This window comes from Candidatus Desulfolinea nitratireducens (assembly GCF_982879505.1).
In genome coordinates this window covers 3,579-16,625 of record NZ_CEYOSI010000065.1, presented here as the reverse complement: position 1 = coordinate 16,625, position 13,047 = coordinate 3,579, and the positions used below count along the sequence as shown (strand labels likewise).

The 13,047-nt window shown below is 47.6% G+C and carries 15 protein-coding genes; 8 read left to right on the top strand and 7 right to left on the bottom strand.

Features of this window, described 5'->3' with window-relative positions:
- The first annotated feature begins 18 nt into the window (after nt 1-18).
- From ruvA to AC3DOM_RS07665, 4 genes are all read left to right on the top strand, one after another.
- A complete protein-coding gene (gene ruvA, locus AC3DOM_RS07680; protein WP_487918452.1) occupies nt 19-594 on the top strand; it encodes a Holliday junction branch migration protein RuvA in 576 nt (191 codons plus the stop codon).
- Nucleotides 595-683: 89 nt separating this feature from the next.
- Nucleotides 684-1,382 (top strand): SDR family oxidoreductase, encoded by a 699-nt coding sequence (locus AC3DOM_RS07675; RefSeq protein WP_487918451.1) that lies wholly within the window; start codon nt 684-686, stop codon nt 1,380-1,382.
- 43 nt (nt 1,383-1,425) lie between these two features.
- Nucleotides 1,426-2,067, top strand: coding sequence for an HD domain-containing protein (locus AC3DOM_RS07670; RefSeq protein ID WP_487918450.1), 642 nt, complete (start codon nt 1,426-1,428; stop codon nt 2,065-2,067).
- Between the two features lie 115 nt (nt 2,068-2,182).
- Nucleotides 2,183-2,968 (top strand): alpha/beta fold hydrolase, encoded by a 786-nt coding sequence (locus tag AC3DOM_RS07665; RefSeq protein ID WP_487918449.1) that lies wholly within the window; start codon nt 2,183-2,185, stop codon nt 2,966-2,968.
- Between the two features lie 66 nt (nt 2,969-3,034).
- On the opposite strand, the gene AC3DOM_RS07660 is transcribed toward AC3DOM_RS07665, so the two are convergent.
- Nucleotides 3,035-3,358: a hypothetical protein gene (locus AC3DOM_RS07660; protein WP_487918448.1), complete on the bottom strand. Its 324-nt coding sequence runs from the start codon at nt 3,356-3,358 to the stop codon at nt 3,035-3,037.
- Between the two features lie 199 nt (nt 3,359-3,557).
- Here AC3DOM_RS07660 and AC3DOM_RS07655 point away from each other — a divergent pair, with 199 nt between their 5' ends.
- Both AC3DOM_RS07655 and AC3DOM_RS07650 read left to right on the top strand, forming a co-directional pair.
- Nucleotides 3,558-4,970, top strand: coding sequence for an MBOAT family O-acyltransferase (locus AC3DOM_RS07655; RefSeq protein WP_487918447.1), 1,413 nt, complete (start codon nt 3,558-3,560; stop codon nt 4,968-4,970).
- A 12-nt stretch (nt 4,971-4,982) separates the two neighbouring features.
- Nucleotides 4,983-6,020 carry a hypothetical protein gene (locus tag AC3DOM_RS07650; RefSeq protein WP_487918446.1) on the top strand — a complete coding sequence of 346 codons (1,038 nt, stop codon included), beginning with the start codon at nt 4,983-4,985 and terminating at the stop codon, nt 6,018-6,020.
- Nucleotides 6,021-6,056: 36 nt separating this feature from the next.
- On the opposite strand, the gene rsmI is transcribed toward AC3DOM_RS07650, so the two are convergent.
- Nucleotides 6,057-6,881: a 16S rRNA (cytidine(1402)-2'-O)-methyltransferase gene (gene rsmI / locus AC3DOM_RS07645; RefSeq protein WP_487918445.1), complete on the bottom strand. Its 825-nt coding sequence runs from the start codon at nt 6,879-6,881 to the stop codon at nt 6,057-6,059.
- A gap of 261 nt (nt 6,882-7,142) precedes the next feature.
- On the opposite strand from rsmI, the gene lgt reads away from it, so the two are divergent.
- On the top strand, nt 7,143-8,066 hold the full coding sequence (lgt, locus tag AC3DOM_RS07640) for a prolipoprotein diacylglyceryl transferase (RefSeq protein ID WP_487918444.1): 924 nt from the start codon (nt 7,143-7,145) through the stop codon (nt 8,064-8,066).
- A 204-nt stretch (nt 8,067-8,270) separates the two neighbouring features.
- Here the strand turns inward: lgt and AC3DOM_RS07635 are convergent, their stop codons facing one another.
- On the bottom strand, nt 8,271-9,464 hold the full coding sequence (locus AC3DOM_RS07635) for a sulfotransferase family protein (RefSeq protein WP_487918443.1): 1,194 nt from the start codon (nt 9,462-9,464) through the stop codon (nt 8,271-8,273).
- Between the two features lie 271 nt (nt 9,465-9,735).
- Between AC3DOM_RS07635 and AC3DOM_RS07630 the strand changes: the two genes are divergently transcribed.
- On the top strand, nt 9,736-10,128 hold the full coding sequence (locus tag AC3DOM_RS07630) for a MaoC family dehydratase (RefSeq protein ID WP_487918442.1): 393 nt from the start codon (nt 9,736-9,738) through the stop codon (nt 10,126-10,128).
- Nucleotides 10,129-10,441: 313 nt separating this feature from the next.
- On the opposite strand, the gene AC3DOM_RS07625 is transcribed toward AC3DOM_RS07630, so the two are convergent.
- Genes AC3DOM_RS07625 through AC3DOM_RS07610 form a run of 4 tightly spaced genes read right to left on the bottom strand, consistent with a single transcriptional unit; the run spans nt 10,442 to nt 13,003 of the window.
- Nucleotides 10,442-11,149 carry a YiiX/YebB-like N1pC/P60 family cysteine hydrolase gene (locus tag AC3DOM_RS07625; protein WP_487918441.1) on the bottom strand — a complete coding sequence of 236 codons (708 nt, stop codon included), beginning with the start codon at nt 11,147-11,149 and terminating at the stop codon, nt 10,442-10,444.
- 14 nt (nt 11,150-11,163) lie between these two features.
- Nucleotides 11,164-11,772 (bottom strand): GyrI-like domain-containing protein, encoded by a 609-nt coding sequence (locus tag AC3DOM_RS07620; protein ID WP_487918440.1) that lies wholly within the window; start codon nt 11,770-11,772, stop codon nt 11,164-11,166.
- 12 nt (nt 11,773-11,784) lie between these two features.
- The gene (locus AC3DOM_RS07615; RefSeq protein WP_487918439.1) at nt 11,785-12,471 is read right to left on the bottom strand and encodes a cyanophycinase; all 687 of its coding nucleotides are present in this window, start codon (nt 12,469-12,471) and stop codon (nt 11,785-11,787) included.
- A gap of 1 nt (nt 12,472) precedes the next feature.
- On the bottom strand, nt 12,473-13,003 hold the full coding sequence (locus AC3DOM_RS07610) for a PadR family transcriptional regulator (RefSeq protein ID WP_487918438.1): 531 nt from the start codon (nt 13,001-13,003) through the stop codon (nt 12,473-12,475).
- Between the last annotated feature and the right edge of the window lie 44 nt (nt 13,004-13,047).

The following is a 13,047-nucleotide window of genomic DNA, read 5'->3' as shown; positions in this document are numbered from 1 at the left end:
AAATAGTGGAGCAAAATCATGATCGCAACCCTGCGTGGTGAAATCACCCAAATTGAAGATACATCTCTCGTCGTTGAAGTTGGTGGAATCGGGATGCGGGTTCACGTCCCGGCCAAATTGCGCGAGCGGATGAAGGTCGGCGAGAGCATCCTTCTTTACACCCACTTTGTCGTTCGTCAGGATGCGATGTCTCTGTATGGATTTGAATCTCAGGGCGAGCGCGATCTCTATAATATGCTTCTCAGTGTGAATGGTGTTGGCCCCAAATTGGCTCTGGCGGTTCTCTCCTCCCTTTCACTTGATACCGTCCAAAGAGCGGTTTTTAACGAGGAATACGATATCCTGAACCGTGTCCCCGGCGTGGGAAAAAAGACTGCCCAGCGCATCGTTCTTTCACTCCAGGATAAACTCAAACCGCTGGATGCCCTCGAGCAGGTCGCTGCCATGTCTGATACAGATGGCGAAGTGCTTGCCGCGCTTACAGCGCTGGGTTACAGCGTTGTTGAAGCACAGACCGCGATCCAGGCCATTCCCAAAGATGCACCCAAGGATGTCGAAGAACGTCTACGCCTTGCCCTGGGATATTTCCAGTAAATCGCTTTATATAGCCGCTTTGATTGAAGACTGAAGAGTAAAGCCCAGTCATGATTAATTAAGCTTATTTGTTTAAATTAGGAGACAATATGACACGCGTAGTGGTTACAGGAGCCAACCGTGGCTTGGGGTTGGAACTCGTCCTTCAATGTGTGCAGCGTGGAGATCAGGTTTTTGCAGGCTGCCGCTCCCCGGAGAAAGCTTCCTCCCTGGAAGAAATTTCTACCAAATACCCCGGGCAAGTGACCATGCTTCCCTTGGAGGTTTCCGACAATGAGAGTATTGCCCAATGCGCAGTCAAAGTTGCCGCTAAAATTGACGGACTTGATCTTCTTTTCAACAACGCTGCAATCCACATGGGTGACGAGCATTTGTCAGAAGTAAAGGCCGAAACATTGCTAAAAACCACCCATGTCAACGCTGTGGGCGCTGTGCTGGTGGCACAGGCTTTCATCAATTTGTTGAAAAAGGGAACCGATCCAAAACTTATTAATGTCTCATCGGAAGCCGGGTCGATTGGAGGGATGGGAGATTTTCGCGGCTACAACTATTATGGCAGCAAAGCCGCCATGAATATGTACACGCGCTCTCTGGCCTGGGATCCGGAAACTGAAGGGGTGACTGTTATCGCAATCCATCCCGGCTGGGTGCGTACCGACATGGGCGGATCTGAAGCCCACCTCTCCACCGCAGAATCTGCCGAGGGACTGCTTCAGGTAGCGGATGGATTAGCCCCCGAAGATAACGGCAAATTCTACACCTGGGAAGGCCATGAATATCCCTGGTAGAAGGCAAAAGAACCGCAAAACCATTCCTTCCTTAACCTAAAACATGAAACTTACCCTTGAAGAAGCCCGTACCTGGTATCAATCTACTGATGCCGTCCACAATTTTGAGCATATCCTGCGTGTCTATAATATGGCTGTTCGTCTCGCCAAAGCCGAAGGTGCAGACTTGGACATAGTCCGTGCTGCGGCTCTATTGCACGATGCGCAGGGCAGTGATCCGGGCTCCGCATCCGGCCGATTGGAGCATCACCAGGCCTCGGCCAGGTTCGCTGCGGCGGTTCTAGCCGAAAAAGGTTGGGAGCAGGAAAAAATCGAAGCTGTCCAGCATTGCATTTTGGCGCATAGATTCCGCAATCCTGCTGAAAAACCTGAAACACTCGAGGCAAAAATCATCTTCGATGCAGACAAATTGGATGCCCTTGGCGCAATTGGCGTAGCGCGCGTTGTTGCTTTTGCAGCATTGGTTGGAACGCCATTTTATGAAAAGCCCTCAGATCATTTTCTGAAAACGGGAAAAGAGATTGAGGGGGAGGCTCATAGCGCATATCATGAACATCTCTTCAAATTACGCAAACTCCGTGACAGGATGCACACCCCCTCGGCCCAGGCCATTGCAGATGAACGCCTGCGTTATCTCGATGAATTTTTTGAGCGGCTGATCTCTGAGTGGCAGGGTGAGAAATAAGGTATTTCACCACAGAGAACACTGAGCACGCGGAGTTTAATAAAAGATTTTCTCTGTGTACTTTGCGTGCTCTGTGGTTATTCCTTCGTATCAAGGAAATTGATAAGGAGATATGATGCCAATTATCCAAACGGCCACGATCCGCACGTATTACAAAATTTCCGGGCAAGGGGAAGCCCTGGTCTTTATTCACGGGCTTGGTTCCAGCAGCCAGGATTGGTCTTTTCAGACCGCGTTTTTCCCTGAATATTTTCGGACCATAGCTTACGATGTTCGCGGACATGGACAAAGTGAGAAAGCGAAAGGCCCATACAGCGTACAGTTATTTGCCAAGGATTTGGCGGCGCTGCTTGCTGATCTGGGGATAATAAAAGCCCATCTTGTTGGCCTTTCGATGGGTGGCTGGATCGCTTTTCAATTTGCGGTGGATTTCCCTGAGATGACCAACTCGCTTACCATCGTCAATTCCTGGGCAGATATGCGTCCAAAAAGTTTTTACGATTACGCAAACCTCTTTCGTCGCAATATTCTTTTCAGGCTTTTTAGTATGCGGAAAATTGGAGAGATATTGGGGCCAAAAATATTTATCAAACCTGAGCAGAAAGATCTCCTGCAAAATTTTATAGAAAGTTGGGCCGAGAATCACAAACCTTCTTATATGGCATCCATGAAAGCCGGGACGGGATGGTCGGTGGCTGACCAATTAGATAAGATCACTTGCCCGGTATTAGTCGTAGCAGCCGACGAAGACTATACTCCTGTAGAAGCAAAACAAAAATATGTGGATGAGTTGCCTGACGCACGTCTGGAAGTCATCGAAGATTCACGGCACGCAACTCCGGTTGAACACCCAGACGAATTCAATCGCCTCCTTTTGGATTTTTTACAAGCGAGAACTTAGCTGATTAAATAAAAAAGCTGTCCGACAACCATTCTGTTGGACAGCTTTTTTGATGAAACGAAATAACTAGTCGTTTTCGCCCTCATCATCGCCCATGTAGAAATCCATTGCCAGATACAGGCCCTGTGAAAGGCCACGCAAAGCAAGAAAGACAAAGACGCCGCCAACCAGGGGATCCAGGAATATGCCACCAAAAGCGGCAATTTTCTCAAAGAAACCGGCAGGCAGAGATTGCGAAACCTGCGCCCAGTTCTTGATGATCGAGTACATGGTATTCCCAAATAGCACGAGCGACAAAACCAGGGCTGCCCAGGCAACAATATTTGACCACATGGCTATCCGGAAAATCGCATTCTCATTGTGGAAAGTGGTAACTTCATTCTCAGACATTTTTTCTCCTTAATTGAATAATTGATGGGGGCTATTTTATCAGATAAATCTACTTGTAGACATTCTGTTTCTAGAGTGAGGTTTCCCGAGCTCCTTAATATTTTGAAATTAATTTCGGCCTGTAGAGCATCCGCAACAGTTGACCTTTCCCTTCAATCCGTTGTTATAATATGGCTCAGATTACTTTTATGGAGATGGGATGAATTTTACCAGTTTAACCTTTTTGATATTTTTTCTTCTAGTCCTGACTTTCTACTGGTTTGCGCGAGAAAAAAACATACAAAATAGCATATTGCTTCTGACAAGCTATCTCTTCTTGGGGTGGTATCGTTGGCAATTTGCTCTGCTCTTGGGAATTTTGACTATTGCCGATTATGTGATTATCTTGCAAATGATACTTTGGCCAGAGCAGAGAGAAAGAAAGCGATGGCTCGTACTCGGCATTGGACTTAACCTTGGTAGTTTATTTCTTTTCAAATACTTCAATTTTTTCAGCGAAAGCATTAGAACTCTATTTTATCTTTTCGGTTTTCAAATCAGTACCTACACGCTTGATCTTTTACTGCCATTGGGAATTTCTTTCTACACACTAAAAAAAATCAGCTACCTTCTGGATATTTTTCGCAAGACCGTTTTGCCTGAAAAGAATTTTATCCAATTTGCACTCTATGCGGCATTTTTTCCACAAGTTGTTGCAGGGCCAATTGAATCGCACCGCAAATTTTTTTCACAAATAGCCCAAAGGAGAATATGGTCTAAGAGTTATTTTGTAGCAGCATGGCCTTTATTGATAATGGGGTTCTTTAAGAAGATTGTTATTGCTGATAATGTAAAAATCATAGTAGATAAAATCTATTTGCTTGGAGAGCCGCCCAAATTTCTTTTGCTGGCCGGGACTTTGGCCTTCACGCTGCAGATTCTGATGGACTTCTCTGCCTACACTGATCTTGCCCGTGGTTTTGCTTATTTGCTGGGCCTGGAGACTTCCAAAAACTTTAACAACCCCTATCTGGCAATATCTCCCACCCAGTTTTGGGATCGATGGCATATCACCTTTTCCAATTGGTTGCGTGACTACATCTTTTTTCCAATACGACGTTCTCTAGTAAGAAAATATAGACATAGGCATAAATATCTACCGCTCCTCTTGCCACCATTGATCACCATGCTGCTCAGTGGTCTCTGGCATGGAGCGGGAAGAACCTATCTCTTTTGGGGCTTATTTCATGGCATTATTATTATCATCTACCAGGCTTTGGGACTTGGTGGAAGTTGGCGACCTCAAGGGAAGGTGAAAATGTTTTTTGCCTGGATGGTGATGTTTGCTCTGATTGTCTTTAGTTGGTCTATTTTTCGGGCGCCATCTCTCTTTTGGCTCTACAATGCCTGGTTTAGGACCCCTTGGACGGCTACTCAATATGATTTTATTGCCGCATGGGTTAGTTTGTCGCTTATATTATTTTATGCCCTCTTTCTAATTATTAAACTCCTGATCGATCGCTATTTCCCCAAAAGTGATTGGGTGCAAGGATTTTATTTTGCTACAGTGAGTGTTTTGATAATCATCTATATCAATACAGGATCGTCAGATTTTATTTACGCTCAATTTTAAGTATTCTATCTTATGCGCAAATTCAAGATTTTTCTTACCTTTTCGTTTTTCCTCTTTGCCCTAAGTTGGGTTCTTATTCCGGTTTATTATACGCTGCCATATAAAAAACCCCCCGGCCCCTTATTGGATGATCGCCTCAAAAAAACCTATCAGGATCATCTGGTTGAAACCCAGCCAGAATTGGTCCTACTCGGTGATTCCACGCTTTTAGATAGCATTGATGAACCTTATCTCGCTGAATTGCTGGATAAAGATTCGTATCGTATTGGGAAACCGGGGTCAGCCTCAGCGATCTGGTATTTGCTCTTAAAAAATAATATTATTACCTCTCCCCATAAGCCTTCTCACTTAATCATCTTCTTCCGTGGTTCAATGCTGACTTCACCAGAATACCGTACCAGGGGTAAATATGAACCTCTGGTCACAGAACTTGCTCTATCTGATGATTTCTTATTGCAGGAATTAGCCTATACATCCCAAATGGGATGGCTGGAAGAGCAAGCTGATCAATTCCTTCCTTTATTTGCTTATCGTCAGCATCTACGCACTTCCATCGAAAGGTTGGTTAAATACAAGTTTTTCCAAAAAATGATGGATGTGGAACGGATCAAGATAGACCAGGCGCTTGATGTTGTTTTTGGTGAACCGGATATAGCCCAAGTAAATGCCATCATTAATGCGGCCGAAGATTACCTCTATCAACCTGAAAAACTTGATTTTTATTCACAACTTCCAAAATCCTTTCTTCCGGAGATTGTGCGACTCTGTCATGAGAATAATATCCAATTGACGGTTGTTCGTACCAAATCATTGACTTATGCGTCCTCCGAAGAAGCCCCTAAAGGCTTGGATGCTTATATTAGCAATTTGCAGGAATATCTAGCTGAAAATAAAATAGTCTTCATAGATTATGCTGAAGATGAACGGCTTCCTGTAAGCTTGTTTAACGACTCTGTCCACATGAGCAAAAATGGAGCGGAAATATTTACAGAGATTTTTGCGGCAGATTATCAAGATATTCTCGCAAATGATGAGAATACACATGAGTAAATTGGCTGGCCAATCAATTTTCGCTGAAACTACCTCTTAGGATTGCCTCGCTACGATCAACTTGTAGACATCTCTTTTTTGCCACCCAGATTCTTTTGCCAAACGTTTGGACAATGCGGATGAAGCCTCGCCTGCGGCAAGGCCCGCCTCGATCGCGATCCTAAGTTTTGCCTCTGACCATTGGGCATCTGCCAGATTTTTGCCGGCGATTACCAAGGTAAACTCCCCGCGTGGTGCGTTGACCGTGAAGTGCTCAAGTGCCGAAGCTGTCTCTCCGCGAAAAATCTCCTCATAGAGTTTCGTCAGCTCTCGCGCCACAGCGATTTCCCGATTTCCCAGCACAGCGTCAATATCTTCAAGCGCACCTAAAACGCGATGCGGTGACTCAAGAAAAATGAGCGTATACGGATGGTTTTCCACCTCCTCCAATTTGGTGCGCCTTTCTTTGCTTTTACGCGGCAAATAGCCCAGATAGATAAAAGAATCAGTTGGCAGCCCCGACGCGACCAACGCTGCAATCGGCGCGGAAGGCCCGGGAATTGGGCTGATCTTATGTCCCGCCGCGAGAGCAGCGCGCACCAACTCGTAGCCGGGATCGTTAATTCCCGGCGTGCCTGCATCCGAGACGAGGGCCACATCCCCGGTTGATAATGCCTCGAGAATACGGTCCAGTTTGCGGAGTTTATTATGTTCGAAATAACTCGTTTTTGGTGTGTCGATCTTGAAATGGGCAAGCAATTTTCCCGTCACACGTGTATCTTCTGCGGCGATCAGTTGCACCTCGCCTAAAATCCGCTCTGCGCGGGGAGAGAGATCTTCAAGATTGCCGATTGGCGTTGCGACGAGATAAAGTGTGCCCATGGTAAGATTTTATCACCCCATTCACTCAATAGATAGTTGCGATGGCGCAGAATATCGCCTGTATATGGTTAGCTGTCACTGCGAGCGGAGTTTACGAAGCGTGGCAGTCTCCCTCCTCTAAGCCGAAGATCGCCGCGTCGGGCTAACACCCTTCTCGCGTTGACAACGCCCATTCATACAGGCACTCCCAAGTTTCAGCAATCCAAATAACATCATCCTGACGATGATATAATCTGCTCATTCAAAAATAAAGAGGTGTTTATGATTGACCCCGTCATTTTTTCGTTTGATATTGGTAGCCTGCATTTCGCGCTGCGTTGGTACGGTGTTCTCGTAATGTCTGGTGCCCTGGCTGGGTCGTGGGTGGCTGCAAAAGAGATCAGTCGTCATGGGGAAAACGGAGATCATCTTTGGGATGCGCTCATCATTCTATTGCCGGTCGGGATTTTGGGAGCCCGTCTCTGGTATGTGGCGAACGCGACTTTAGGCGGGAATCCGTACTATATGCAGAACCCCGGTCAGATTCTGAATATCCCTGCAGGTGGGCTGCATTTTTTTGGCGGACTGGTTTTTGGCGCAGGTGCCTTATACTGGTATGCTAAAAAACATAAACTTGATCTGTGGCTGATGCTGGATGCCCTTGCGCCTGCGGCTCTGGTTGGCCAGGCGGTGGCTCGACCGGCAAATTTCATCAATCAGGAGCTCTATGGCCAGCCGACCACGCTCCCCTGGGGGATTCCAATTGATTCACCTCATCGTCTTTCTCAATATAGCGACATGAGTCTTTTCCCGGATACGACCCGCTTTCACCCTGCCTTTGCCTACGAAATGGTCTGGAATTTTCTCACAGCGGGACTGATCTTGTGGTATGTTCGGCGTTATCCTGAAAAATCAAAACCAGGCACAGCTTTTGCCGCCTGGCTTCTCCTGGCTGGAATAGGGCGGGTACTCCTCGAGGCCTTCCGCCCTGACCAGCCCCGCATCCCCGGAACAGATACGAGTATCACCCGTGCCGTTGCGGCTGTGATGGCGTTGGCTGGTGTGATCATGTTACTAGTACGCAATAAAGTGATCCGGGTTCCTTTTGCTGAAAACTGGGCAGATAATTACAAGCTTGCTCCACCACGCGTAGAGAAAGGCGAGAAATCGCCATCACGCTCCAAGCGCCGTCGACGAAAACGATAAGACGAACAGAAATTGTTTCATCCCCCCTGTAGTCCCCCCTTCCTGAAGGGGGGACGGTTGGTTAATGGGGTTTGTGAGCGCAGGGCGCCCACAAACCCCTATAAAAAGGTTTCCCTCCCCAATTTGATGGGGAGGGGTTATGGGTGGGGGCAAAAAATGAATCCCCATTATTCTATGAGTGAAATATTTTTGAAGCAGCTATTCTTAATCCGCCGCCACCTTGATACTCATCTCAACTTTGGCGGGAGCTGGCTCACGCTTGTCGAAGCCAAAACGCTCGAAGATATCAGCATAGGTTTCGATGATCTGCTCACGGGTGAAGCCCATTTCCTCGTAGGAGTAGTCGTGATCGCTAAGACGGGCTTCGGTGGCCTTGATGCCTTCGGTGAAGGCCTCATCTATTTCATGTTTGTAATCGTAGCCAAATTGGGCGTAGAATTTTTTTGCTTCGGCTATCGGATCTCCAATCAATTTTTTATAGGAAAGGATGAGATGGTTTTCTGAGGGATGTTGATCGAGGTAAGAGAGCGGATACCGATACCAATGCTGGGAAAGCTCGTAGATCTCGTCCAAATAAATATATTTCTCAGCAGGCTCAGCAAAAATATGCCAGGCGTAGTTGAGCCAGGAAACGGTCGAGGGGAGCATATCGAGGGGGTTGCGGGCCAGATAGATGATCCGGGCATCCGGGAAAAACTCTTTCAGCGTGGAGATTTTTGCGCTAAAAGATGGGTTTTTGGAAACAAAATGGGGGATACCGGTCGCATATAAATGTCGCTGGAGCATGGATTTGTAGAAGGCCATGATCCTGTTCTTTTCGTCAGCGGGCAAGTCCCGGTCAAAGAATTGATACGGGGGCAATTCATCCATAAAGGGGAACATAAATGAGATCAGCAGACTCGACCAATTGTGCAGGAGGATATTTTCATCCTCTTCCGGTTCAAAAAATGAGATCGGGTGGATGGCGACCTTTTGCAGACCGGCACGATCGATCGCCCTGATCAGCTTATAAATGGGACTGCCGAAGATGCGGTCAATGACCTTGAGAAGATCGACGATTTTTCGTTGGGTGATGGATGGGGTCAGGTAGATATCCCAGGTGCGCATGCTGGTGAAATTTTCCTGATCATGAGAGAGAAGGCGATGCAGGAAAGATGAGCCGCTCCGAAAATTGCTAATGATGAAAAGCGGTTTTTCAACAGGGTGATTTTTGTAGGCAGGGAAGAAGATATCGTCGAGGCCGAAGCAGATCCAGGTGATGATGGTCACCAGCGGCCAGACGGTGTAGAAGAGCGCAAGGAATATGATCCGTTTTCTGGTCAGGCGGCCGGGCGTATTGGCTGTCTTGAAAAAGGAGCGATAGGTCATGCGCCAGAATAGTCGCAGATTGTAGGTCATAAGGCAGTATCTCGTTTTATTTAAGATTTTTTAACACATACTTGTACCTGCGATGCAAGTGCAGGTGAAGGACACGACGTTCACACGTGTGCCTGCGGAAAGTGCGGGCAAAGAAAAACTTAAAAACATCTTCGTGTTTCTTTGTGTTCTTAGTGTTTAGAAAAAATAATACCAGTAAATTGAACTGGGGGATTTTATCAGGCGTGGGCAAATCAGTAAACCGCTAAACTGTGTCATAATTGGGATGCAATTTTATTACAAGGAGAAAACGATGATCAAAGTTGGCGACAACGCATCCCTGACAAAGACCTTTAGTGATCAGGATGTGCGCAGTTTTGCGGAAATATCAGGGGATAAAAACCCCGTTCATCTGGATGATGAGTTTGCCGCGCAGACACAATTCAAAAAGCGCCTGGTGCATGGGATCCTGACAGCGGGATTGATCTCAGCCGTTTTGGGAACAGAACTTCCCGGGCCGGGCAGTATTTATATCAGCCAGAGCATCAACTTCCGGGCGCCGGTCTTTATTGGTGATACGATCACCGCAACGGCGACAGTCGTCAAGATGCGCGAGGGGAAACCGATCGTCACACTTGAGACGGTCTGCAAGAATCAGGATGAGGTGGTTGTGCTGAAGGGGGAAGCGGTTTTGTTGGCACCATAAAAAATAAATCTTTAGTCCTCTTTCGTAAGGACTCCCGGCGGCGTGTCCCCACCGCCGCACTCTGCTAGTATCCAGTCAAGCTGGACGAACGGTGCTACGCGAAGGACGGCGACTAGAGCAGTGATAAATAGAGGCTTACACAAGAGGTCTATTCTATAAAAACCAAAAGGCTGTCGTTTGATGACAGCCTTTTTACATTTATAGGACTTACGCAAAACACCTTTTTTCTCGCTGCGTTGTAGCTTGTCTACAATACCCCAACGCAGAGCATTGGGACTAGGACTATAAAGATGACAGCCTTTTTACATTTAGGTCACTTAAATGATACTGTCTCTCTTTTCACCGCCCTGTGGACACACCCATCCCAAATCTCCTGTGGGTAGATGATCTCGTTTGTGCCAGGCAATTGCTCCATCGCCAGGCCGGTGTTCAGATTGATCCCCACCTGCTGATAGGCTTTATAGGCCAGTTGACTGCAATAAAAGGATTTTTCACTCTCGGCATTCAGGAAGTTTATATTATAGGGTTTGCCGATCTGCGACAGACAATACTCCGCCACTTTCATGCGCATAAGCGACTCTTCATCTTCTGCAAGTTGCATTCCGGCAAATGGATAGGAAACTCCATAAAAGGTATCGAGTAAAAGGCCCCGCTCCTCTGTCATCAACTCCGCATCCCAGATTTCGTCTTGAAGATGAAAATCAATCACGCCTCGTGAACCAGATTCCACGCAACGTCCGTCCGGGCCGAGGAAAATGGCGATATGATCCACATCGCCGGGGACAAGCCGGCCGACCAGCAACCAGAATTCGCCAGGGAGGATATCCGGTTTGCCGTTCATGGTACAGATGATATCGCCTGTTTGCAAGGTCAGGCCTTCGATTTGGCAGGTATGGATCATATATTGATTATACGAGAAAATGATGAGTTTGTTGCTTGTCAATGCGAGACCTGCATTGCAGGTCGTGGCAATCCCCACAATAAGAAGGAGATTGCTTCGCTCCGCAAGCTTCGCTCGCAATGACGAGATCGCAGTTAGCGAATCGGCTGCCTCAGTACAGTCTTCAATTTCTCAGGTGCAACACGGCGAGGATCGCTGAGATAGATCTCGTGGTGTTTGCCATTTTCAACGTATCCATTTGATGGAATGAACTCAGTGTGCATTTTCGCGAGAACAGGTCCCTCGTCATCGTAGGAGCCAATATGCATGATCTGCACCGATAGCCCCTCCTGATAATTTTCCAACCGGACCTTGTCCAGGCTGGGGAGATCCTTCTTTTTACGGACCTGCTCAATGGCATCGGTAAAGATCTCAAACGTGATCCAGTCCGGGATCATGATCATCATCGTCCAATCCCAGGCGGATTTCTCGCGGGTGATAAAGGTATCCATATCCTCTGCCCACCAGAGTCCCTCGAGCGGGGGGACAACGTAATCCTTCTCCAGAGTCTTTTTGCTGATGAACTTCATCTTATAGGCGACTGCATAGAGCGCCTCGACGGCGTCCTGATATTCCTGCGCCGTGTTCGGGTCGCCGTGTCCGTCAACCATGAGGAATTGCATCTCAGGAACATCCACTGTTTCAAAATTCTTTTTTGGGGCATAAAGATGCTTCAGGGTTTTCTTGAAATCAATTTTCGTCATCTTGCTTCCTTTCTACGCATTCAGTGTGAAACTCTGTCCGTTTTCATATTTTTCAATTTGGTCATTTCGATATAGGGTCACGACCCCGCCGCCAAGCACCTGCCATTCAGCCCCTTTGGTCAGCAGGCCGGTGTATTCGTCGATCCCTAGCAATCTCACGCCGGGCAATATGGCTTTCAATTTACTCGCCCAATTTTTGCCAAAGCTATTATGATGCGGCAACACACAGGCATTTGGCACGAGATTCAATCCTTGTACGATTTTCCCGCTGCCGGGATCGTAATAATGCTCGCAAAGCACCATCGCCCCCGCGCTTGACCCGGCGATGACCGCGCCATTTTGATAGGCTTCCAGCGCAGCCTCCCAGGCTTTGCTCCCCTGCAATGTCTGGCTGAGATAATGGGTGAAGCCCCCGAGCAAATAGATTAACTTTGCTGCGCGGAGCGTTTCCACGATCTCAGGATCATTGGCGCTATTTTTGTCGATCAGAGGAATTGATTCCACATCCCTTGCCCCCAAACCCTGAAACCAGCGTACCCCATTTCCGCCTGCGCGCAGGTGATTTTTATCGGGTGCTGCCGCGGTCGGGATGATACGGATCGGGGCCTCAAAGCCACCTGCCAGTTCGATGGCACGTAAATCGGGTTCACGCATGGCTCCGCCAAATTCCGCACCGCCTTCCAGTAATAGATAGCCCATCTTATATCTCGCTTTCGATCTTTTGAATTGTTGCCTCAACCCAGGTTTGCTCGGCCATGATCATAGCCAAACTGTAATCGAAAAGGATTGCGACATGATCCGGTAGCGGCTGCTGAGATTCGGCCCGCATCGTGACATGCTGCAGGCGTTCTGCTAACGCATCTCTGAAGGATCGCAGCGCGCCCAGGGCTTGCTCCTGAGATACGACTGGCAGATTCGCGATCCCCAACAGGATGGGAGGAAAGCTGTTTTTAGGATGGGCGAGGGCTTCCAGCGTTGCTTCGGTTAATGCTGCTCTCCCATCAGCAGTGATCTGGTACACCCGCTGCGCTTTACCGCGTCCCTGTATGGGGATGAGTTCACTCTCAACCAGCCCGGCTTTCTCCAATTTTTTGAGCAAATAATAGATCGAGGAGAAGCCGATCTCGGTCCACTCGCGCATACCACGCGCCTCGATGATCTGGTCTATTTCGTAGCCGTGGCGGGGAGCTTCCGCTATCAGGCTCAGGATGGCTAATTCTGCATTGGTCATAGTTGATTTCCTATATTATTCTAGAGCTAGAATAATATAAAATA